The 19,657-nt window shown below is 67.5% G+C and carries 22 protein-coding genes; 10 read left to right on the top strand and 12 right to left on the bottom strand.

Annotated elements, in window-relative coordinates; translation table 11 throughout:
• Position 1: 1 nt before the first annotated feature.
• Positions 2-595, bottom strand: a complete 594-nt coding sequence (locus tag JLDANKMP_RS20580) for a TetR/AcrR family transcriptional regulator (protein ID WP_005411246.1) — start codon at positions 593-595, stop codon at positions 2-4.
• A 16-nt stretch (positions 596-611) separates the two neighbouring features.
• Positions 612-1,208 carry an NAD(P)H-dependent oxidoreductase gene (locus JLDANKMP_RS20575; RefSeq protein ID WP_212561986.1) on the bottom strand — a complete coding sequence of 199 codons (597 nt, stop codon included), beginning with the start codon at positions 1,206-1,208 and terminating at the stop codon, positions 612-614.
• A gap of 126 nt (positions 1,209-1,334) precedes the next feature.
• Here JLDANKMP_RS20575 and JLDANKMP_RS20570 point away from each other — a divergent pair, with 126 nt between their 5' ends.
• Entirely contained in the window at positions 1,335-1,877 is a 543-nt protein-coding gene (locus tag JLDANKMP_RS20570) for a hypothetical protein (protein WP_099561444.1), read from the top strand.
• Positions 1,878-1,910: 33 nt separating this feature from the next.
• Here the strand turns inward: JLDANKMP_RS20570 and JLDANKMP_RS20565 are convergent, their stop codons facing one another.
• A complete protein-coding gene (locus tag JLDANKMP_RS20565) occupies positions 1,911-2,738 on the bottom strand; it encodes an isocitrate lyase/phosphoenolpyruvate mutase family protein (protein WP_212561985.1) in 828 nt (275 codons plus the stop codon).
• Between the two features lie 166 nt (positions 2,739-2,904).
• On the opposite strand from JLDANKMP_RS20565, the gene JLDANKMP_RS20560 reads away from it, so the two are divergent.
• The 4 genes from JLDANKMP_RS20560 to accC all read left to right on the top strand — a co-directional run bounded on the left by JLDANKMP_RS20560 (position 2,905) and on the right by accC (position 6,417).
• Positions 2,905-3,633, top strand: coding sequence for a DOPA 4,5-dioxygenase family protein (locus JLDANKMP_RS20560; protein ID WP_212561984.1), 729 nt, complete (start codon positions 2,905-2,907; stop codon positions 3,631-3,633).
• A gap of 423 nt (positions 3,634-4,056) precedes the next feature.
• Positions 4,057-4,500, top strand: a complete 444-nt coding sequence (aroQ, locus tag JLDANKMP_RS20555) for a type II 3-dehydroquinate dehydratase (RefSeq protein ID WP_005411251.1) — start codon at positions 4,057-4,059, stop codon at positions 4,498-4,500.
• A gap of 59 nt (positions 4,501-4,559) precedes the next feature.
• On the top strand, positions 4,560-5,039 hold the full coding sequence (accB, locus tag JLDANKMP_RS20550; RefSeq protein WP_010481080.1) for an acetyl-CoA carboxylase biotin carboxyl carrier protein: 480 nt from the start codon (positions 4,560-4,562) through the stop codon (positions 5,037-5,039).
• A gap of 10 nt (positions 5,040-5,049) precedes the next feature.
• Entirely contained in the window at positions 5,050-6,417 is a 1,368-nt protein-coding gene (gene accC, locus JLDANKMP_RS20545) for an acetyl-CoA carboxylase biotin carboxylase subunit (RefSeq protein WP_005411253.1), read from the top strand.
• Between the two features lie 97 nt (positions 6,418-6,514).
• Here the strand turns inward: accC and JLDANKMP_RS20540 are convergent, their stop codons facing one another.
• Together JLDANKMP_RS20540 and JLDANKMP_RS20535 are read right to left on the bottom strand one after the other, a co-directional pair.
• Positions 6,515-6,889 (bottom strand): hypothetical protein, encoded by a 375-nt coding sequence (locus JLDANKMP_RS20540; RefSeq protein WP_005411254.1) that lies wholly within the window; start codon positions 6,887-6,889, stop codon positions 6,515-6,517.
• Entirely contained in the window at positions 6,886-7,851 is a 966-nt protein-coding gene (locus JLDANKMP_RS20535) for a hypothetical protein (protein WP_024958374.1), read from the bottom strand. The genes JLDANKMP_RS20540 and JLDANKMP_RS20535 overlap by 4 nt, the downstream gene beginning before the upstream one ends.
• 165 nt (positions 7,852-8,016) lie before the next feature.
• On the opposite strand from JLDANKMP_RS20535, the gene prmA reads away from it, so the two are divergent.
• The 3 genes from prmA to fis all read left to right on the top strand — a co-directional run bounded on the left by prmA (position 8,017) and on the right by fis (position 10,137).
• Positions 8,017-8,937 carry a 50S ribosomal protein L11 methyltransferase gene (prmA, locus tag JLDANKMP_RS20530; protein WP_212561983.1) on the top strand — a complete coding sequence of 307 codons (921 nt, stop codon included), beginning with the start codon at positions 8,017-8,019 and terminating at the stop codon, positions 8,935-8,937.
• A gap of 42 nt (positions 8,938-8,979) precedes the next feature.
• Positions 8,980-9,747 (top strand): DUF3426 domain-containing protein, encoded by a 768-nt coding sequence (locus JLDANKMP_RS20525; protein ID WP_212561982.1) that lies wholly within the window; start codon positions 8,980-8,982, stop codon positions 9,745-9,747.
• Between the two features lie 114 nt (positions 9,748-9,861).
• Positions 9,862-10,137 carry a DNA-binding transcriptional regulator Fis gene (fis, locus tag JLDANKMP_RS20520; RefSeq protein ID WP_005419706.1) on the top strand — a complete coding sequence of 92 codons (276 nt, stop codon included), beginning with the start codon at positions 9,862-9,864 and terminating at the stop codon, positions 10,135-10,137.
• A 125-nt stretch (positions 10,138-10,262) separates the two neighbouring features.
• On the opposite strand, the gene JLDANKMP_RS20515 is transcribed toward fis, so the two are convergent.
• The 6 genes from JLDANKMP_RS20515 to JLDANKMP_RS20490 are packed head-to-tail and all read right to left on the bottom strand — an operon-like array spanning position 10,263 to position 16,060.
• Positions 10,263-11,255 carry a phosphatidate cytidylyltransferase gene (locus JLDANKMP_RS20515; RefSeq protein ID WP_212561981.1) on the bottom strand — a complete coding sequence of 331 codons (993 nt, stop codon included), beginning with the start codon at positions 11,253-11,255 and terminating at the stop codon, positions 10,263-10,265.
• A complete protein-coding gene (locus JLDANKMP_RS20510) occupies positions 11,252-11,881 on the bottom strand; it encodes a lysophospholipid acyltransferase family protein (protein ID WP_005411260.1) in 630 nt (209 codons plus the stop codon). Before JLDANKMP_RS20510 ends, JLDANKMP_RS20515 begins: the two co-directional genes overlap by 4 nt.
• 13 nt (positions 11,882-11,894) lie before the next feature.
• Entirely contained in the window at positions 11,895-12,332 is a 438-nt protein-coding gene (locus JLDANKMP_RS20505) for a hypothetical protein (RefSeq protein WP_049448511.1), read from the bottom strand.
• Complete coding sequence (locus tag JLDANKMP_RS20500; protein WP_212561980.1) at positions 12,329-13,657, bottom strand: phosphatase PAP2/dual specificity phosphatase family protein; 1,329 nt, start codon at positions 13,655-13,657, stop codon at positions 12,329-12,331. The genes JLDANKMP_RS20505 and JLDANKMP_RS20500 overlap by 4 nt, the downstream gene beginning before the upstream one ends.
• Positions 13,657-15,408 carry a bifunctional alpha/beta hydrolase/class I SAM-dependent methyltransferase gene (locus tag JLDANKMP_RS20495; protein WP_212561979.1) on the bottom strand — a complete coding sequence of 584 codons (1,752 nt, stop codon included), beginning with the start codon at positions 15,406-15,408 and terminating at the stop codon, positions 13,657-13,659. Before JLDANKMP_RS20495 ends, JLDANKMP_RS20500 begins: the two co-directional genes overlap by 1 nt.
• Positions 15,409-15,442: 34 nt before the next feature.
• On the bottom strand, positions 15,443-16,060 hold the full coding sequence (locus JLDANKMP_RS20490; protein WP_212561978.1) for a CDP-alcohol phosphatidyltransferase family protein: 618 nt from the start codon (positions 16,058-16,060) through the stop codon (positions 15,443-15,445).
• A 223-nt stretch (positions 16,061-16,283) separates the two neighbouring features.
• Between JLDANKMP_RS20490 and purH the strand changes: the two genes are divergently transcribed.
• Positions 16,284-17,867: a bifunctional phosphoribosylaminoimidazolecarboxamide formyltransferase/IMP cyclohydrolase gene (gene purH, locus JLDANKMP_RS20485; protein ID WP_212561977.1), complete on the top strand. Its 1,584-nt coding sequence runs from the start codon at positions 16,284-16,286 to the stop codon at positions 17,865-17,867.
• A 61-nt stretch (positions 17,868-17,928) separates the two neighbouring features.
• On the top strand, positions 17,929-19,212 hold the full coding sequence (gene purD, locus JLDANKMP_RS20480; RefSeq protein ID WP_212561976.1) for a phosphoribosylamine--glycine ligase: 1,284 nt from the start codon (positions 17,929-17,931) through the stop codon (positions 19,210-19,212).
• A 78-nt stretch (positions 19,213-19,290) separates the two neighbouring features.
• Here the strand turns inward: purD and JLDANKMP_RS20475 are convergent, their stop codons facing one another.
• The gene (locus tag JLDANKMP_RS20475; RefSeq protein WP_005414661.1) at positions 19,291-19,623 is read right to left on the bottom strand and encodes a DNA-binding transcriptional regulator; all 333 of its coding nucleotides are present in this window, start codon (positions 19,621-19,623) and stop codon (positions 19,291-19,293) included.
• Positions 19,624-19,657: the final 34 nt, after the last annotated feature.

The raw sequence follows: 19,657 nt of genomic DNA, 5'->3' as shown, positions 1-19,657 counted from the left end.
CTCAGCGCCGCTTGACCGTCGCCACGATCAGCCGCTGCAGCTCGGCCTCGGCGTTGGTCTTGTCCAGCGCACCTGCCGCCACGGCTTCGGACAGGGCTTCAGCCGCACCGAGAATCGCCCAGCGCCCAGCAAGTGGCACCGTGCCATCGGCGGCAAACGGACCCAGCCATGCGTCGCAGTTGTCGATGAAGTCCTGCTGGTAACGCCGCCGCACCTCGTGCAGTTCCGGCGCTCCCACCAGCGCGGCGAGGATGCCCTGCACTTCACTGCCCTGGCTGAGGATGCAGTCGATGTAGCCGGAGGCGATGGCCGCCGCACGGTCGGCCAGCTGCGCGCGGGCGCGGCCGATACGCTCGTGGAATACCACCGTCTGGCGCCCGTCATAGTCATCGTAGAGCGCGGCCAGCAGGCCGTTGCGGGTCACGAAGTGATCGTAGGCCACCGGCTTGGTCACGCCCGCCGCCTCGGCCAGCCGACCCAGCGTCAACGCGTCGGTGCCTTCTTCACCCACCAGCGCCCAGGCCACGTCCAGCAACTGGCGGGCGCGTTGCTCGCGGGTCAATCGGCGGCGCGTGGGAGCGGCGTTGGCAGGCATCGGCGGAACACGGCGATCAGCGCATCGGGGTGCCTATTTTACGGCCGATCGCCAGCGCGGTCTGCAGATGCGCTCCGGCCGCACCGGTATCGGCATCCAGCAGCAGGTCGGACGTCAGCACGCGCGCGCCGCAGTAGTCGAAGATGCCCATGTCGATCTGCGTCTTCATCGCCGCATCGTAGCCACGACGTTCAACCATCGCTGCATCGGCGCCGCCCAGCCCCACCAGATGCACGTTCAGGCGCTGCAGCTTCTTCACCAGCTTGCCCTGCGCATCCTGTGCGTAGGCCCATTCGTTGGTGAAGACCCGGTCGATCCAGCCCTTCAGCAGTGCCGGGAACGACCACCAGTACAACGGGAACACCAGCACCAGTGCATCGGTCGCCTCCAGCCGTGCGTGCTCGGCGGCGATGTCGGCCGGTACCGCGCCAGTGCTGCGGAACAAAGCCTGGTCCTGGGCGTTGAAGCGTGGATCGAAGCCTTCGGCCATCAGATCGGCGTAGGCCACGGTGTTGCCGGCGTCGGCAGCAGTGATGGCATCGCCGATGCGATGTGCCATCGCATGGGTCAGCGAACCGGATTCAGGGTGGGCGATGACAATGAGGCTGTGCATGGGGGGTCTCCAGAAATCAATACCTACCAATAGTAAGTAGTGATTTACAGGATACCAGCGCCATCGATGGGACGCTGTTTTCGCATCCACCGTATAGTGCGACGGTGCCCCGTGAGACACCCGAACATGGATCGACGCCTGCCCCTGACGATGCTGATGCTGCTGTCGCTGTTGCTGTTGCTGTTGCTGCCATCCGCCTTCGCAGGTGAACTCAGTCCCAGTGATGCGAAGGCTCTGCGCGAAGATGTGCGCGCCATGATGGCTGCATACGCCCGCGGCGATGCGGACTTCCTCATCGAACGCACCCATCCCAGCCTCAAGCGACTGGCCGGCGGCGATGACGCCTTCCAGGCGATCACCCGTGATGCGTTGAAGAAGCAGCACAACGCCGGTGTAGTGATCATCAGCGAAGATGTAGGTGTGCCGACCCGGACCTATGCTGCCGGAGAGGAAGAAGTCTGCTTCGTGCCACGCCAATCCCTGATACGGGTGCGTGAAACCCCAATGCGCAGCACCACGTTCATGGTGGCCGTGCGCCGCGTTGGTGGTTCCGGCTGGACGTATCTGGATGGCACCGGGCTGCAGGGCAATCCAAACCTGCTTCGCCAACTGCTGCCAGCGCTGGAACCCGACGTGACCTTACCCAAGCGGGAGATCGAGGCGCTGTAGTCGCCGGCCCCTCCCGCCTTGCACGGCGTGGATCTAGCGGAACAGCGCGTTCAAGGCAGCCCCGGAGGCCGCCTGCTGCAGGCCATCGAAGCGTCCGTCCTGCACGATCGGCTGGGTCGCCTGCATCAGCCCGCCCCACGCGGCACGGGCGAGTGCGCCGCCCAGGCTGACCCGGCGCACGCCGAGCGCGGCGATGTCCTGCAGGCTCAGCGGTGTCGGTCCACCGACCAGCAGGTTCACCGGTTTCGACCCGGCAGCGGCGACCACCGCGCTGATCTGCTCGCGCGTGCTGATGCCAGGTGCATACAGCACGTCGGCACCGGCCTCTGCGTAGGCACGCAGGCGCTGCAGGGTGTCCTGCAGATCCGGCACGCCAACGAAGAAGTTCTCGGCGCGGCCGACCAGCAGCACGTCGCCACCCGCGCGGTCGATGGCTGCACGGGCAGCGCGCAGGCGCTCGACCGCCTGGTCGATCGGACGCAGCGGTGCATCGGCCACGCCGCTGGCATCCTCGATCGACAATGCCGCAATGCCGGTGTCGATCGCCGCGGCCACCGCCTCCTGCACCGCCTGCGGCGTGGCGCCGAAGCCATCACCGAAGTCGGCATTCAACGGCAATGGGGTCGCTGGCGCCATCACGCGCAGATGCGCCAGCGTGGCCTGCAGCGAAACCGCTCCGTCCGGCCGTCCTTCGCTCCAGGCGCAGCCGGCACTGGTGGTGGCCAGTGCCTGGAAGCCCTGCCGCTGCAGGTAGCGGGCACTGCCCACATCCCACGGGTTGGGCAGCACGAAGCAACCCTGCGCGTGCAGCTGGCGGAAAAACGCGCGCTTTTGCTGTGTGTCGGCATCGGGCGAGATCATGGAAGGGCTCCGGGGCGGCAGACCTGCACCCTAGCCCGCCCAGCGGCCACGCTCAACGACAACGGGGCGCACCTGCATGAGGTGATGCCCCCTGCTTATTGGACGCTGTGGATGCGGGTGCCCGAGCGTGCTTGCCTGCCCACACGATGCCGCCACGGAGCCCTTCATGCACCCGGACCCGCAGACCCTCACCGACGCCGGCGATGATGACGCCCACTGGGCCGACCTGCTTTCGCCGGCACGGCGCCGCCTGATCGCTTCGGCGGGTCTGGCCGCTGGCGGCCTGGCCAGTGCCTCGATCGCCGCCGCAGCACCGCGCGGCAACGACGCGGTGAACACCACCGAGCCTGGCCGCCCCGGCTTCCGTGCCATCGTGCCGCCAGCACCGGAAGGGCGCAGCCCCTGGGGCCAGGCCACGGCCAGCGAACCGACCCCGCGCCCGGCCAGCGTGCGTCCCGGCGAGGCCACCCTGCCCGTGACCCCACGCGCCTACACCGACATCAAGAGCTATCACGCGCACATCTACTTCGACGAGGACAGCTTCGAGAAGGCTGCGCTGCTGCGGCGCTGGGCGGCCGAGCGCTTCCCGGTGGAGCTGGGCAACTGGAACCTGGAACCACGCGGGCCGCACGTCACCCCGTCGTTCTACTTCGGCTTCACCAACGACCTGCTGCCGGTGCTGGTGCCCTGGCTGCAGCTCAACAGCCTGGGCCTGACCATCCTGATCCACCCCAATACCGGTGATGGCCGCGCCGACCACCTGTATTACGCGTTGTGGGTAAACCGCGCGCAGCCGGTGAATGCCTACAACTGGCCGGCACCGAAGCCTGGAGAACGGGAACCGCTGGAAGAGGTGTTCCCGAACGTGGTGCCGACGGTGCCGCTGGAGACGTGAGCGGGGGCGTGGCGGGGGCAGTAGGTGTGCGGCACACCTTGGGCTGCCCCTCGGTGGGTGCATGGCGTGCTGCGTACCGAACGCCCTTCATCCACGCATGGCGTAGATCTACCGACCGGTGGCCCATCATCCACCCGTGGCGTGGATCTACTGACCGGTAGCCTCATCCGCGCGTGGCGTGGATCTACCGCAGCACCGCCCATGACAGCATCAGCCCTGCGCATGCCTGCCGCCATCGTCGGCCTACGTGCATGCATCCCCGGCCTGCGAGCCATTCAGCGCGCCTTGATCCAGCGCCCGCCATACGGCCACAAGCGCTCCGGCAGATTTCAAACGTTCGATTGAAACGCTGCAAACTTCGCCGAACTGGACAGCATCCGCCGCTTCCGCCAGACTGCCGCCCTTTCCCGTCTTCCGGATCCCATGGCGAAGCTGCTGGTCCTGCACGGCCCCAACCTCAACCTGCTCGGCACACGCGAGCCGGAGGTCTACGGCCACACCACGCTGGCCGACATCGACCAGGCCCTGGCCAGCCAGGCATCGGCCGCCGGACACGCGGTGGAGAGCCTGCAGTCCAATGCCGAGCACGTGCTGGTGGACCGCGTGCAGGCCGCACGCGACGACGGAACCGCTTTCATCCTGATCAACCCCGCCGCCTTCACCCACACCTCGGTTGCCCTGCGCGATGCGCTGGCCGCGGTGGCGGTGCCGTTCATCGAGATCCACCTGTCCAACCCGCATACCCGCGAACCGTTCCGCCAGCACAGCTACTTCAGTGACAAGGCGGTGGGCGTGGTGTGCGGCTTCGGTGCCGACAGCTACCGCTACGCGATGGACGCGGCGCTGCTGCGGGTATCCGCCACCTGATTGTCGACCCGGGCGCCCACGGCGCTCTCCTCACCTAGATAGAAACCAAAGAGGCCCTCATGGATCTGCGCAAAATCAAGAAGCTGATCGACCTGCTGGAAGAGTCGAACCTGGCTGAAATCGAAATCAAGGAAGGCGAAGAGTCGGTGCGCCTGTCGCGTGCCCCGGTGGCCGGCTATGCCGCCCCGGTCGCCGCCCCGGTGTACGCCGCTCCGGCCGCCCCGGCACCGCAGGCAATGCCGATGCAGTCGCCGACCGAAGCCTCCACCGGCGGTACCGCCAAGCCGGGCCCGGCACTGCCGGAAGGCCACGTGCTGCGCTCGCCGATGGTCGGCACCTTCTACGCGTCGTCCGCCCCGGACAAGCCGGCCTTCGTCACCGTTGGGCAGCAGGTCAAGGAAGGCGAGACCCTGGCCATCATCGAAGCAATGAAGATGTTCAACCCGATCGAAGCCGACAAGTCCGGCACCATCGTCGCCATCCTCGGCGAGAACGGCCAGCCGGTGGAATTCGACCAGCCGCTGTTCGTGATCGGCTGAGGGGCACGCCATGCTCGACAAAGTCGTCATCGCCAACCGAGGGGAGATCGCGCTGCGCATCCTGCGCGCGTGCCACACCCTCGGCATCCGCACGGTGGCCGTGCATTCCACGGTCGACCGCAACCTCAAGCATGTGGCCATGGCCGACGAGTCGGTCTGCATCGGCCCGGCGCCGTCGCCGCAGAGCTACCTCAACATTCCGGCGCTGATTGCCGCCGCTGAAGTCACCGACGCGCAGGCGATCCATCCCGGTTACGGCTTCCTGTCGGAGAACGCCGACTTCGCCGAGCGCGTGGAAGAATCCGGCTTCATCTTCATCGGCCCCAAGGCCGACACCATCCGCATGATGGGCGACAAGGTCGAAGCCATCCGCGCGATGAAGTCGGCCGGCGTGCCGTGCGTGCCCGGTTCGGGCGGCCCGCTGGGCGATGACATCGTCGCCAACACCAAGATCGCCCGTGAGATCGGCTACCCGGTCATCATCAAGGCGGCCGGTGGCGGTGGCGGTCGCGGCATGCGCGTGGTGCATGCCGAGGCCTCGTTGAAGACCTCGATCGAAACCACCAAGAGCGAGGCCAAGGCCGCGTTCGGCAATGGCGAGGTCTACATGGAGAAGTTCCTGGAGAACCCGCGCCACGTGGAAATCCAGGTGCTGGCCGACGGCCAGGGCAACGCCATCCACCTGGGTGAGCGCGACTGCTCGATGCAGCGCCGCCACCAGAAGGTGGTGGAAGAAGCACCGGCACCGGGCATCACCGCCGAACAGCGCGAGCAGATCGGCAAGGTCTGCACCGAAGCCTGCGTGCGCATCGGCTACCGCGGCGCCGGCACCTTCGAGTTCCTGTACGAAGACGGCCGCTTCTACTTCATCGAGATGAACACCCGCATCCAGGTGGAACATCCGGTCACCGAAATGGTCACCGGCATCGACCTGGTGGCCGAGCAGCTGAAGATCGCCGCCGGCCAGAAGCTGTCGATCAAGCAGAGCGACGTGGTGCTGACCGGCCACGCGATCGAGTGCCGCATCAACGCCGAAGACGCCGAGACCTTCGTGCCCAGCCCGGGCACCATCACCGGCTTCCATCCGCCGGGCGGCCCCGGCGTGCGCGTGGATACCCACATCTACAGTGGCTACCGCGTGCCGTCGAACTACGACTCGATGATCGGCAAGCTGATCGTGCACGGCCCGGACCGCGAAACCGCCATCGCCCGCATGCGGGTGGCGCTGAGCGAGATGGTGGTCGACGGCATCAAGACCAACATCGCCCTGCAGCAGCGGATCATGCGCGACAAGGGCTTCCAGGCCGGTGGTCAGAACATCCACTACCTGGAAAAGCGTCTTGCCGAGCGCAAGAACAAGCCGATCGCACTGACCTGATCGGCAGCAGGTGCTGGACATGAAAAGGGCGGGGATATCCCCGCCCTTTTTCCATTGCCGTGGAGCCGAGCGTGGGCTCGGCTCTACGGCAGGTGCATCAGCGCTTGTCGGCAGCTTCGGCCGGGATCTGCGAATTCGCCAGCGGGCGTACACCATTGGGCGAGCTCGGGTCGACGATCACCATCGTCTCGGTGGACCCATCGGGCCACACCACCTGGAAGGTACTGCCTGCCGGCAACGAAGCGAACGGCATGCCGCTCTGCGCGCGATAGACCGCAGCGACCTGGCTGGCACCCACGCGGCGCACATCTTCCTGCGCCTTCACCGTGGTCAGTTCCACTTTCGACAGATGCCGGTAACGATCTTCATAGGTGTCGATCATCAACAGCCCGACCGCGCCGGCCGAATAGGCCACGAACAGTGCCACCCAGAACCAGAACTTGGCCCCATGCAGGAATCGACGGTAGTTCATTGCCCGCCCCTCTTGCCAACCAATCGCTTGATCCACTGCTTCATTTTCCCCGCACCTTGCCGCGAAACCGCAGCGTCATACACGAAATCCCGGAAATCCTGCGTTCCATCCTGCGAACAGATCCCTCCATTCGCGCAAAAACTGTTGACCAGCACGCTGTCGGCACCACACGGTAGACCGAGCTCGCAGGCCGCAACCCGCCACGCCAATTCACTGAGCTGTTCACCCGCCACCAGGCCAGTGAGCGCCTGGTCGCCCGCCGCGCGCACGCCCATGCCCGGTGCAATGGCCATGAAGGCCTCCGGATCGCGCGATGTGCGCACCCGCTCGACCAGGTCACGGCGGTACTCGGGGCTGTCATTCAGCGGCTCGCCTTCGGCAAACAGCGATGCTTCCGCTGCGAGGTTGCCCTGCGTGGCTGCCTTGCGGCGCTCGGCCAGCACCAGCGCGGACCCCAGCTTGTCGCCCGGCACGAAGCCGCCACAGCGCTGCGCCACGCGCTCGCGCGCCTGCACCATCGCCGGTGCAGCGGTCAGGCCCAGCCCGGCCAGCACATTGTTGTCCAACCGATAACCGCCTGGATCGATGGCGTACTGCGCGCAGTAGTCGTAGACCCGGCTGAGCATCCAGCGCGCCTCGTGATTGCCGTCGTCGGCCTGCACGCGCAGGCGCTGCGCGTAGGCGTACAGATCGGTCGCATCCTCGATGTCCGCGCGCAGGTCCAGCGGCAGGCCCGAAGGCAGCGCGTTGCCGCGCTCGAACGCCGCCAGGCGACGCGCCAACGCTTCCGGCACGACCGGCAGGGGCGCCGCATCGTCCGACGCAACCTGCGCCGTCGGCAGTTCGCCTGCGGTCACCGGTACCGATCCGGCATGGCCGCTGGCCCGATACCCGGCCACGCCCAGCACGGCCACCGCCGGCAGTACAAGCAACCAGGTTTTCAGGGTCGGAGCAAAGGCCATTGGCGGCAGTGAACGTTCATGGCGCACAGGAAAGCACCAAGTTTAGCAAGGCCCGCCAGGCCTGTCTGAATCGGTTCCGTTCATCTCCGAGCAGCATCTCAGGCAATACGGAGACGCTCCGATGGTCTAGCATGGCCCCCTTTCCCGCGATTGCCCCCCACCGCCATGCCGTTCCTGGAACTGACCCTGCGTTGCACCGAAGCTACCCAGCCCCGCTATGAGAATGCGCTGGAGGATGTCGGCGCACTGGCCGTCACGCTGCTTGATGCCGAGGCCGATACCAGCAACGAACAGGCCATTCTCGAGCCGGGCGTGGGCGAGACCCCGCTATGGGACACCCTGGTGCTGAGCGCGCTGTTTCCCGCCGACAGCAACGCATTGCTGCTGCTGGCCGCGCTGGAGGCGTTCGACCCGGAACTGGACTGGAGCAGCGGCAGTTTCCGCGCGGTCGAGGACGAGGACTGGGAACGCGCCTGGCTGGACCAGTTCCAGCCGATGGCTTTCGGCAGCCGCACCTGGATCGTGCCGTGGAACCATGAACTGCCGGAGGCCGCACAGGCTGCCGACGCCGCCGTGGTGCGGCTGGACCCGGGCCTGGCGTTCGGATCGGGCACCCACCCGACCACCGCGCTCTGCCTGCGCTGGCTGGACCAGCTGGCCGTGGATGACCTGCTGCAGGGCCAGCGCGTGCTCGACTTCGGCTGCGGCTCCGGCATCCTTGCGCTTGCCGCGCTGAAGCTGGGCGCCGCTGAGGCCATCGGCGTGGACAACGATCCGCAGGCCCTGGTCGCCACCGCCGACAATGCCGAGCGCAACGGCGAACAGGCGCGCATGCACGTGTACCTGCCGCCGGACGAACCGGTCGCCACCTACCCGATCGTGGTCGCCAACATCCTCGCCTCGGCACTGGACGCGTTGGCCGAGCTGCTGGCCGCGCGCGTGGCTGCCGGCGGCCGTATTGCCCTGTCCGGCATCCTGCACGGCCAGGAAGGTGAACTGCTGCAGCGCTATGCGGAATGGTTCGACGACCTGCAGGCGACCCAGGATGGCGACTGGATGCGCATCACCGGCGTGCGCCGCGCCTGATCGTGGTTGAATGACTGCTGGATCCGAGCCCGCACCCTGAGCATGTCCGAGCCGAACCCACCGCGACGCCCTCTGGCAACCTTCCTGCGCACCGCCCCGGAAGGTTTGCCCGTGCCTGCGACCGATGCGCGCACGCAGGAACCGGAAGAACACGCGTCGCCTGCCATGCAGGTGCCAGCCGGGCCCGCCGAAGCGGCGCATGTGGCGGCGGAGATGCAGCACGACGATGCGCCTGTCATCGTTGATGACATTGCGGCCATCGCGTCGGCACCGGTTGCAGTGCCGGCAACGACGGCCGCCGTTGACGCGCCGAGTTTCCTTGGCAGTGCGCGCCCCCGCAGCCTGCCGGCACCGCGCTGGCACTGGCTGCTGGTTGCAGGGCTGGCGCTGCTGCTGGTGCTGCAGAGCGTGCTGGCCGACCGTGCGCGGCTGGCCGCCGACGCTGGCAACCGTGCTTGGCTGGGCACGCTCTGCGGCCTCCTGCGCTGCAGCCTGCCGGCCTGGCATGAACCCACCGCCTTCACCATGACCAGCCGCGAGATCCGGCCGCTGCCCGGGCAGGCCGGCGTGCTGCAGGTGCAGGCCAGCATCCGCAACGACGCACGCTGGGCACAGGCCTGGCCGGACCTGCGCCTGTCACTGTCCGATGCTGATGGCCGGGTGATCGGCAGCGGTGTGTTCACGCCTGCGCAGTACCTTGGCGAGAACCCCGGCGCCGCCCTGCTGGAACCGGGCCAGAGCGCGCGCGTCGCCTTCCGTGTGCAGGAGCCCGCCGCATCCACCGTCGCATTCACCTTCGACTTCCTCTGAACGTGAAAAGGCGACCGGCCGTGGCAGGCCGGGCAAGCTCGCGCTAGACTGGCCGCCACCACCTCGTCCGGCCGCGCGCACCGCGCGCACGGGCCCACCGAATCGGGAACCCCCTTGAACGCTGTCCTCTCTCGTCCTGACAACAGTCGTGGCGCTCCCCGGCCACCGCTGCGTGAACATGTCGCCCAATCCGTGCGCCGTTACCTGCGTGACCTCGATGGCTGCGACGCGGACGATGTCTACGAGATCGTGCTGCGCGAGATGGAGATCCCGCTGTTCGTGGAAGTGCTCAACCACTGCGAAGGCAACCAGAGCCGCGCCGCCGCGATGCTGGGCATCCACCGTGCCACCCTGCGCAAGAAGCTGAAGGAATACGGCATCAGCGCGTAAGCGCGCACGGGTAGTGCCGGCCGCTGGCCGGCAACCCCACGAACGATGGCAGGATGTTGCAGTTGCCGGCCAGCGGCCGGCACTACCGGTAGATCCACGCCATGCGTGGATGGAAGCCGGCAGAATCAGCCGCCGCCCGCCTTCCAGTAATACCGCACCACGTGGAAGAACACCGGCGCGGCGAAGCACACCGAATCCAGCCGGTCGAGCATGCCGCCATGGCCCTCGATCATGTGGCCCCAGTCCTTGATGCCCCGGTCACGCTTGATCGCCGACATCACCAGGCCGCCCCAGAACCCCATCAGGTTGATCAGCAGCGACAGGCCGAACGCCTGCAGCGGCGTGAACGGGGTGATCCACCACAGCGCCGCGCCCAGTGCGCTGGCACTCAGCACGCCGCCGACGAAGCCCTCCACCGTCTTCGACGGCGACAGCTTCGGCGCGATCAGGTGCTTGCCCAACAACTTGCCCCAGATGTACTGCAGCACGTCCGAGGACTGCACCACGATCACCAGGAAAGCAAACAACAGCACGTTGCGCGAGGGGTCATGGCCCGGCACGTGCAGGTTCAGCAGCAGCGGCACGTGCGAGATGCAGAACACGCAGATCATCAGCCCCCACTGCACCTTCGCCGTGCGCTCCAGGTAGTGCGTGGTATCGCCGCCGATGGTCGACAGGATCGGCAGGAACAGGAACGCATAGACCGGAATCAGCAGCGTGTACATGCCGTACCAGTCGATCCACACCAGGTAGTACTGCCACGGCAGCACGATGTAGAACGCGGCCAGCAGCGCGTAGTAATCGCCTGAGCGGGTCGGCGCCAGGGTGATGAACTCGCGCAGTGCGAACAGCGAGATGATCGCGAACAGCACGATCACCCCGGCGCGGCCGAAGAACAGCGCCAGCCCGACCACGATCGCCATTACCCACCACGCGCGGATGCGCGACACCAGGTTGGCGATGACCGCGCTGGGCCGGCCGCGCTGGCGCCATCGCAGCGTTTCGGCCACCAGCGTGGCCAGTACCAGCACCGCACCGACGCCAGCGAACAGCAGGCCGGTCTGCTGGCCCACGCTCTGCGCTGCCAGGTCGCCGGACACATCGATCAGGAAACTCATGCGCGCCCCCCGTTCGGCGCCAGGTCCAGCAGCGCCTGCCGGCTGCGGGCCAGGAAGGCCGCCTTGTCCTCGTCGGCCTGCAGCCGCAGCGGCGTACCGAAGGTGGCCGTGCACAGCAGCGGCAGCGGCAGGAACCGGCCCTTGGGCATCACCCGCTTCAGGTTGTCGATCCACACCGGCACGAATTCCAGCTCCGGCCGTTGCCGTGCCAGGTGATAGATGCCGCTCTTGAACGGCAGCAGCGGCTCATCGCCCACGTTGCGGGTACCTTCCGGAAACAGGATCAGCGAGCAGTCTTCGTCCACCGCGTCACGCAGGGCCTGCAGCGGATCCTGCTGGCGATGGCCGGCCTCGCGCTCGACCAGCACGCCGTTGAACACCGCATCGATCAGGTAGCGACGCAGGCCGTCGCGCTGCCAGTACTCGGCCGCGGCAACTGGCCGCACCTGGCGCCGCAACGCAGGCGGCATCGACGACCAGATCAGCACGAAGTCGCCATGGCTGGCGTGGTTGCCGTAGTACACACGGCGCTCGCTGGACGGCGCGCAACCGATCCACAGCGCGCGGGCACCGGTCACTACATGGATCGCACCACTGCAGGCGCGGGCAATCAGTTCGGCGAACATTGGTCCCTCCCGTTCACGTCTGCGGCCACAACACGGCCAGCACCAGCAGTGCGAACTGCACCGCTGTCAGCAGGTACTGGCGCAGCAGCAGGCGACGCATGCCGGCCCAGCGCGCGTCCCAGCCCCGCAGGGGCGCATCGGGCGACGCGCGGCGCAGGCCACTGTCCTGCAGCAGCTGATCAGTGCGGCGCGCGGCGGCATCGCCGTCCAGGCGCTCATCGCGCAGCAGCTGCAGCAGGCTGGCGTCCAGCGCAACCCGCCACGCGTGGTACGTCTGGGCCACCCCTGCAGACATGCTGGCCAGCAGCAACCCTGCAGCGATCATCGCCAGGCCCGGCTCGGTGCCGAGCAGCAGCAATGCCACCAGCAGCAGCCCCAGCGACAGGCATGCCGGCCAACGCCCCTGCCGCAGCAGCAGCTGCATGGTCGCCAGATCGGGAACCGTGCTCATGCGCGCACTCCTGCCGCGTCGGTGATGGCACGCAGATGGGCCGTACCCAGCACGATGCCAGGGCGCGCAGCACGCACGATCGCCACCGCCGCGTCCGCATCGGCCGCACGACCACTGCGCAGCAGCCAGGTGGCCACGCTGGCGGCGCTGCGCGAATAGCCCAGCGCACAGCACACCAGCAACGGTCCGTGCGCATGCAGGCGCTCGATCGCCTCGGCCGCTTCGCGCAGCTGTTCCGGTGCAGGGACCACCAGGTCCAGCATCGGCACGCTGGCATACGCGGCGCCCTGCGCGCGACAGGACAGCTCGGCGCAGGCATCCACCACGCCCCCCAGTGGCGGCGGCAACGCGCCGTTGGGAATGCGGCCCAGCCACACGCCGTCCAGCACCGGCACCGGCTGCGGCGCACGCCGCGTCCACAGCCGCGAGTTGATCCAGGCAGCGCCCAGGTACGGTGCCAGCAGCCATCGCGGGGCCATCGCCAGGCGGCCATCGGCGCGCTTCTGGAACACCGCTGTACCCAGCCCGGCATAGGCCAGCGCCACCAGCAGCAACGACGCCACCGGCCACAGCAGCCACAATGCGGCGCCACGCAGAAGCACCACCGGCACCAGCAATACAGCGGCCCCCAGCAGGTACAACGCTGCCAATCGCCAACGCCTCGCATCACGCGCGGTGTGCCAGGCCCGCAACGGTGGCGTGCCCTGCTCCGGCCACAGCCAGACGCACAGCCAACCGGCCAGCAGGCCGGTCGGGATATCGATGAAATGGTGCTGGAACGTGGTCAGCACCGAGACGCCGATCAGCAGTGCCCACACATGCAGTACCCCGCGCCACATGCCATGCAGGTACTGCGCGAACTTCACCCACAGCACGATCAACAGCACGATGTGCAGCGACGGCGCCTGGTTGAACGGCTTGTCGAAGCCCAGCAGCACATCGAACAGCCAGCCGAACACACCGCCGATCTCCGGACGCTCGAAGCTGAAACGCAGCGGCCACAGCAGGAAGCAGGCCACCGCGATGACCTGCGCACTGAACAGCCGCAGCGCGTGCCGGTCCAGCTCCAGCCGTTGCCGGCACAGGAAGAACGAGATCGCGTAGAACAGGTCGATCGACCAGTACGGCACGATCGTCCACGGCACGAACGGGATGCGTGTCTCCCACGCGAACGCCATCACCGGCAGGGTGGCGTGGCGGCCGGCCATCCAGTTGGCGAAGCCGTAGCTTGCGAAGAAGAACGGACCCAGCAGGGCCAGCCACAGCAGGGCGCGCCGCCAGGGGCGCCCTTCCGCGGCCAGCGGGGTTGCGGCGAGCGTCGCCATCACGCGGTCCGGCGCGCCAGCGACACGGTGAAGATGCCGAAGTCGTCGATGCGCTGCGCCACCTTCTCGAAACCGGCGAGGCGCACCAGCTCATCCATCTCCTGCTGGGTACGGCGACGCATCACCCACGCCGCGCCACCGCGATGGCTGGTCAAGGCGCGCGCGATGAATTCCAGCTGCGGGTGCCAGGGTTGGCCGGTGTAGGCCAGGTAGCCGCCCACCGGCACCGTTGCGGCGATACCCTGCAGCGAGCGCAGCACGGCGTCGTTGTCGGGGAACAGCTCGTACAGGCCCGAGACCACCGCCAGTGTCGGTGCTGGATCGACCTTGGCCAGTTGCGCCGGATCGAACGCATCGCCCTGCTCGAAGCGGGCGATGTCGGCCGCACCGAGGCGCTCGATCAACGCTTGGCCCTGGGTCACGTTCAGATCGCTGAAATCACGCAGCACGATACGGTCGGCGCGCTGTTCGCCCTGGCCCAGCGCTTCCAGCACATACCGACCATGGCCGGCGGCCACGTCCAGCACACGCACCGGCGTGCCCTGCCCGCGCAGGCGCTGGGCAGCGTCGCGCAGCAGTTCCTGCAGGTGCTGGCCGCGCACGCGGATGCCACGCCAGCCGATTGCATCCAGGTAGTTGCGGTCGACCGTCCGCCCCAATGGGCCCTTGCCGCGCGCCTCATTCCGGTAGATGTAGTCCAGCGTGCTACCGGAATCGAAACCGGTCCGCAGGCCCAGCGCGATGCCTTCGGACAGCGTGCCGCCGAAGCGCAGGCCGCCACGCACCACGCGCCAGCGCAGGTCGGCCAGGCTGTTGCGCTCCGGTGGCCAGGCCAGGATCTCGGATTCTTCGAAGGTTGGCCCGTGACGGTGCGCGTCGCGCCGTGACAGCTCGCGCAGCGGCTCGGCAAAACGCGCCTGGATGAAGCTGCGGATGCGCGCCAGTGCTGGTGCACGATCGCGCTCGCCCAGCGTGTCGTGGAAGAAGCCCGGCAGATGCACACGCTCCTTGATCGGGCTGGACAGGCGCTCGTAGAAGCGGTCCTGCGGGCCACGGTGCACGACGAAATCCGAGCCGGACACCAGCAGCTGCACCGGCACACTGATCGCCTGCGCATCGGCGACGATGCGGTCGGCCGCTTCGTACAGGCCCAGCAACACGCGCACCGAAATCGGCCGGGTGATCAGCGAATCGGTGCGGTAGCTTTCCACCCGCGCCGGATCGTGGGTCAGCCACTGCGGCTTGACGTAGCTGTTGACGAAGAAGTTGCCGCGCAGCTTCTGCATCAATGCCAGGCCCGGGCGCGCGAACGGCACGTACAGCTTCACCTTGAATGCAGGCGAAGCCATGACCAGCGCGCGCAGGCGCGGCGCGTAGTCGTGCACCCAGGTCGCGGCGACCACCGCGCCCACGCTCTGCGCGATCACCACGATGTCTTCCACCGCAATGCCGTGCTCGGCGCCGATCTGGGCGATGAAACTGTCCAGATCACGCACCAGCGCGGGGAAGCCCGGTGCATCGCCCCGTGCGCCCGGCGAACGGCCATTGCCGCGCGCGTCCCAGGCGAAGAAGGCGGTGTCGGGCAGGTCCAGCTCATCGACCAGGTGGGTGACCCGGCCGGAGTGCTCATGGCCGCGGTGCAGCAGCACGATGGCCTTGGTGGCCGGCGTTGCGGTGGTGCCCGCCCAGTACCGGTAGAACAGCGGTACCTGGTCGAAGCTGTGGAATTCCCGTTCCTGCGCCTGACGCATGCAATCTCCTGATTGTCTTCTTGTATCTGCTTGATTAATTCGGCGAAACCGCTGCTTCCCGCAGTCCCCGACGGACGCGGTTGACCATCGTCAGCACGCACAGCACCGCCATGACCGCGGCCACGCCAGTGACCGTCATCGCGCCAACCCACTCGAACGCCAGCAGCAGGCCCAGCGCACCGATCACGAACGCGCGGTCGCTCTTGCCCATCGGGCCGTCGTAGCGGCGGCTGGCACCGACCATCAGCCCCAGCACCCCGGCGTACTCGCTCAGGGCCGCGGTCCAGGCCAGCAGCCACAGCGCTTCCGGGCGCACGCCCGGCACGCTGAGCAGGCTCAGGTACAGCGCCGCATCGGCAACCACATCGCACAGCTCGTTCAGATAGGCGCCCAGCCGCGACTGCTGGCCGAACTCGCGGGCCAGCATGCCGTCCACGGCGTTGAGCGCCATGCGCAGCAGCATCCACAGTGGCAGCAGCAGGTACAGCAGAGGCTGGGTCGGCGCGCAGCACCAGACGGCGGCGGCCACCAGCAGCGAGACCACGGCAGCGGCCACGGTCACCGTATTGGCAGTGATCCCCATGCGGTACAGGCCGCGTACGGCTGGACGCAACAGGTCCTGGAAACGTCCTTTCAATGCATAGATCGACATGATCCGTACCCGCTGATCCTTGGCAGTGCGGGCACAGCCTACCCCATCGTTGGCAGATTCCGACAACCCTGCTCTGGTCCGCAGGCCAGCCCCCGGATCGGGCCGGATCGGTGTGCCCGACCCGGCCTTGCGTCGATCGCCACGGCAAATTACCCCTTCCAGCGCCCGCCACCGGCCCCCACCGCCTACAATATCGGCCCCGCTCCGCTGCCGATTCTGTCCCATGACTGCTGATCTGTTGCCCGTCCGCCGGGCCCTCCTCTCCGTTTCCGACAAGACCGGCCTGGTCGAGCTGGCCACTGCGCTGGCCGCACGCGGCGTGGAGCTGCTGTCCACCGGCGGCACCGCAAAAGCCATTCGCGACATGGGCTTGGCCGTGAAGGACGTCGCCGAGGTCACCGGTTTCCCGGAAATGATGGACGGCCGGGTCAAGACCCTGCACCCGATGGTGCACGGCGGCCTGCTCGGCCGTTCGGGCCTGGATGACGCGGTGATGGCCGAACACGGCATCGGTGCCATCGACCTGCTGGTGCTGAACCTGTACCCGTTCGAATCGGTCACCGCCAAGGCCGACTGCACCCTCGCCGATGCGGTCGAGAACATCGACATCGGCGGCCCGGCGATGCTGCGCTCGGCGGCCAAGAACTTCGCCCGCGTGGCGGTGGCCACCGACCCGTCGCAGTACGCCGAACTGCTGGCCTCGCTGGACGCCAACGACGGCCAGCTGTCGGCCGCCACCCGCTTCGCGTTCTCGGTGGCCGCGTTCAACCGCGTTGCCCAGTACGACGCCGCGATCAGCAACTACCTGTCGGCGGTCACCGCCACCGACGCCGCCGTGCCGGCCCGCGCCGAGTACCCGGCGCAGATGAACTCCACCTTCGTGAAGGTGATGGACCTGCGCTACGGCGAGAACCCGCACCAGAGCGGCGCGTTCTACCGCGACCTGTACCCGGTGCCGGGCACGCTGGCCACCTTCCAGCAGCTGCAGGGCAAGGAGCTGAGCTACAACAACCTGGCCGACGCCGATGCGGCGTGGGAATGCGTGCGCCAGTTCGATGCGCCGGCCTGCGTCATCGTCAAGCACGCCAATCCGTGCGGCGTGGCGGTTGGCGCCGGCAACGGCGATGCCTACGAGCTGGCCTACGCCACCGACCCGACCAGCGCCTTCGGCGGCATCATCGCCTTCAACAAGCCGCTGGACGCCGCCACTGCCAAGGTGATCCTGGACCGCCAGTTCGTGGAAGTGCTGATTGCCCCGGACTACGAGCCGGCTGCGCTGGAATACGCGCAGAAGAAGGCCAACGTGCGCGTGCTGCGCATCCCGCACGGTGATGGCCTGAACAACTTCGACAGCAAGCGCGTCGGCTCGGGCCTGCTGCTGCAGTCCTCGGACAACCGCGGCATGACCCGCGACGAACTGAAGGTGGTCAGCAAGCTGGCACCGACCGACAAGCAGTTCACCGACCTGCTGTTCGCCTGGAAGGTGGCCAAGTTCGTGAAGTCCAACGCGATTGTGTACGCCAAGGACAACCGCACGATTGGCGTGGGCGCCGGGCAGATGAGCCGCGTCTATTCCGCGCGCATCGCCGGCATCAAGGCGGCCGATGCAAACCTGGTGGTCGAGGGTTCGGTGATGGCCTCCGATGCGTTCTTCCCGTTCCGCGATGGCATCGATGCCGCTGCCGCGGCCGGCATCAAGGCGGTCATCCAGCCGGGCGGCTCGATGCGCGATGCAGAAGTGATCGCCGCCGCCGACGAACATGGCCTGGCCATGGTGTTCACCGGCGTGCGCCACTTCCGCCACTGATCCGCATCACGAAGCCGGGCCCTGCCCGGCTTTTCTCTTCCGTACCCGAGAACCCTGTCCCATGAAGATCCTCGTCATCGGCTCTGGCGGCCGCGAACACGCCCTGGCATGGAAGCTGGCCCAGTCCTCCCGTGTCACCGAAGTGATCGTGGCACCCGGCAACGCCGGCACCGCCAGCGAAGACAAGTGCCGCAACGTGGCGGTGAAAGTCACCGACATCGACGGTCTGCTGGCGCTTGCCCAGGCCGAAGGCGTGGCACTGACCGTGGTCGGCCCGGAAGTGCCGCTGGTGGCCGGCGTGGTCGACCGCTTCCGCGCCGCCGGCCTGCGCATCTTCGGGCCGACCGCCGCCGCCGCGCAGCTGGAAGGCAGCAAGGCCTACGCCAAGGACTTCCTGGCCCGCCACAACATCCCCACCGCGTTCTACGCCGTGCACACCGACGTGGACGCCGCGCTGGCCTACATCCGCGAGAAGGGCGCGCCGATCGTGGTCAAGGCCGATGGCCTGGCCGCCGGCAAGGGCGTGATCGTGGCGATGACCCTGGCCGAAGCCGAGGACGCGGTACGTGACATGCTCTCGGGCAACGCGTTCGGCGATGCCGGTGCGCGCGTGGTGATCGAGGAATTCCTTGACGGCGAGGAAGCCAGCTTCATTTCGATGGTGGACGGCGTGCATGCGCTGCCGATGGCCACCTCGCAGGACCACAAGCGCGTCGGCGACGGCGATACCGGCCCGAACACCGGCGGCATGGGCGCCTATTCGCCGGCCCCGGTGGTGACGCCGGAGGTGCATGCACGGGTGATGCACGAGGTGGTGAACCCCACCGTGCAGGGCATGATCGCCGACGGCATCCCGTTCACCGGCTTCCTCTACGCCGGCCTGATGATCGACGGCAGCGGCGCACCGAAGGTGATCGAATTCAACGTGCGCTTTGGCGACCCGGAAACGCAGCCAGTGATGCTGCGCCTGCAGTCGGACCTGGTCGAGCTGGTGGAAGCCGCCATCGATGGCCGCCTGGACCAGGTCGAAGCGCAGTGGGACGTGCGCCCGTCGCTGGGCGTGGTGCTGGCGGCCAGGCCGTACCCGGAAGCGCCGATCACCGGTGACGTGATTTCCGGCCTGGACGACGTGCCGGCCAGTGCCAAGGTGTTCCATGCCGGTACGGCATTGGATGCGCAGGGCCACGTGGTCAGTGCCGGCGGTCGCGTGCTGTGCGTGGCCGCACTGGGCGACAGCGTGCGCGACGCGCAGGCCAATGCCTATGCCGGCGTGGCAAAGGTGACCTGGGCCAACGAGTTCCACCGCAACGACATCGGCTGGCGCGCGATCGCACGCGAGGGGTGAGGCACCCCCCCGCTTCCATGCATGGCGCGGATTGAATACCACGGTAAAGCAAAGGCCCGGCATTGCCGGGCCTTTGCTTTACAGGACTGCTTCGAGACCCTTCCGATCAATCAGGTTCAAAAGCTTCAGCGACGGCCCGCTCGGCTTCTTCTCGCCCTGTTCCCAGCTACGGACCGTCGAAACGCTGGTGTTGAGCACACCTGCGAACACCGGCTGGCTAAGTTCCAACGATGTGCGAAGTGCACGGATCTGGGCGCTGCTGTATTCGGGCACAGGCTCCAGACAAAGCGCCTCGTACATGCTCATGCGCCGCTTGTCGATGAAGCCGCTGGCGTAAAGGCCCGCCGCGCCTTCATGCACCGCATCGAGGATCGCACTCTTTGCACGTCTATGTTCAACCGTCTTTGTCATGGCAAATCTCCTGCAGTTCTCCGCAGATAACTGC

This window comes from Stenotrophomonas sp. PE591, from assembly GCF_018320795.1.
Classification (GTDB): domain Bacteria; phylum Pseudomonadota; class Gammaproteobacteria; order Xanthomonadales; family Xanthomonadaceae; genus Stenotrophomonas; species Stenotrophomonas maltophilia.
Note: the sequence above shows the minus strand (reverse complement) of the source record. Positions and strands in the feature narration are given on the sequence as shown.

What these genes read in the sequence shown, in the direction of transcription:
- JLDANKMP_RS20580 (WP_005411246.1), bottom strand. Translation starts at nt 595, where the DNA reads ATGCCTGCCAACGCCGCTCCCACGCGCCGCCGATTGACCCGCGAGCAA.
- JLDANKMP_RS20575 (WP_212561986.1), bottom strand. Translation starts at nt 1,208, where the DNA reads ATGCACAGCCTCATTGTCATCGCCCACCCTGAATCCGGTTCGCTGACC.
- JLDANKMP_RS20570 (WP_099561444.1), top strand. Translation starts at nt 1,335, where the DNA reads ATGGATCGACGCCTGCCCCTGACGATGCTGATGCTGCTGTCGCTGTTG.
- JLDANKMP_RS20565 (WP_212561985.1), bottom strand. Translation starts at nt 2,738, where the DNA reads ATGATCTCGCCCGATGCCGACACACAGCAAAAGCGCGCGTTTTTCCGC.
- JLDANKMP_RS20560 (WP_212561984.1), top strand. Translation starts at nt 2,905, where the DNA reads ATGCACCCGGACCCGCAGACCCTCACCGACGCCGGCGATGATGACGCC.
- aroQ (WP_005411251.1), top strand. Translation starts at nt 4,057, where the DNA reads ATGGCGAAGCTGCTGGTCCTGCACGGCCCCAACCTCAACCTGCTCGGC.
- accB (WP_010481080.1), top strand. Translation starts at nt 4,560, where the DNA reads ATGGATCTGCGCAAAATCAAGAAGCTGATCGACCTGCTGGAAGAGTCG.
- accC (WP_005411253.1), top strand. Translation starts at nt 5,050, where the DNA reads ATGCTCGACAAAGTCGTCATCGCCAACCGAGGGGAGATCGCGCTGCGC.
- JLDANKMP_RS20540 (WP_005411254.1), bottom strand. Translation starts at nt 6,889, where the DNA reads ATGAACTACCGTCGATTCCTGCATGGGGCCAAGTTCTGGTTCTGGGTG.
- JLDANKMP_RS20535 (WP_024958374.1), bottom strand. Translation starts at nt 7,851, where the DNA reads ATGGCCTTTGCTCCGACCCTGAAAACCTGGTTGCTTGTACTGCCGGCG.
- prmA (WP_212561983.1), top strand. Translation starts at nt 8,017, where the DNA reads ATGCCGTTCCTGGAACTGACCCTGCGTTGCACCGAAGCTACCCAGCCC.
- JLDANKMP_RS20525 (WP_212561982.1), top strand. Translation starts at nt 8,980, where the DNA reads ATGTCCGAGCCGAACCCACCGCGACGCCCTCTGGCAACCTTCCTGCGC.
- JLDANKMP_RS20515 (WP_212561981.1), bottom strand. Translation starts at nt 11,255, where the DNA reads ATGAGTTTCCTGATCGATGTGTCCGGCGACCTGGCAGCGCAGAGCGTG.
- JLDANKMP_RS20510 (WP_005411260.1), bottom strand. Translation starts at nt 11,881, where the DNA reads ATGTTCGCCGAACTGATTGCCCGCGCCTGCAGTGGTGCGATCCATGTA.
- JLDANKMP_RS20505 (WP_049448511.1), bottom strand. Translation starts at nt 12,332, where the DNA reads ATGAGCACGGTTCCCGATCTGGCGACCATGCAGCTGCTGCTGCGGCAG.
- JLDANKMP_RS20500 (WP_212561980.1), bottom strand. Translation starts at nt 13,657, where the DNA reads ATGGCGACGCTCGCCGCAACCCCGCTGGCCGCGGAAGGGCGCCCCTGG.
- JLDANKMP_RS20495 (WP_212561979.1), bottom strand. Translation starts at nt 15,408, where the DNA reads ATGCGTCAGGCGCAGGAACGGGAATTCCACAGCTTCGACCAGGTACCG.
- JLDANKMP_RS20490 (WP_212561978.1), bottom strand. Translation starts at nt 16,060, where the DNA reads ATGTCGATCTATGCATTGAAAGGACGTTTCCAGGACCTGTTGCGTCCA.
- purH (WP_212561977.1), top strand. Translation starts at nt 16,284, where the DNA reads ATGACTGCTGATCTGTTGCCCGTCCGCCGGGCCCTCCTCTCCGTTTCC.
- purD (WP_212561976.1), top strand. Translation starts at nt 17,929, where the DNA reads ATGAAGATCCTCGTCATCGGCTCTGGCGGCCGCGAACACGCCCTGGCA.
- JLDANKMP_RS20475 (WP_005414661.1), bottom strand. Translation starts at nt 19,623, where the DNA reads ATGACAAAGACGGTTGAACATAGACGTGCAAAGAGTGCGATCCTCGAT.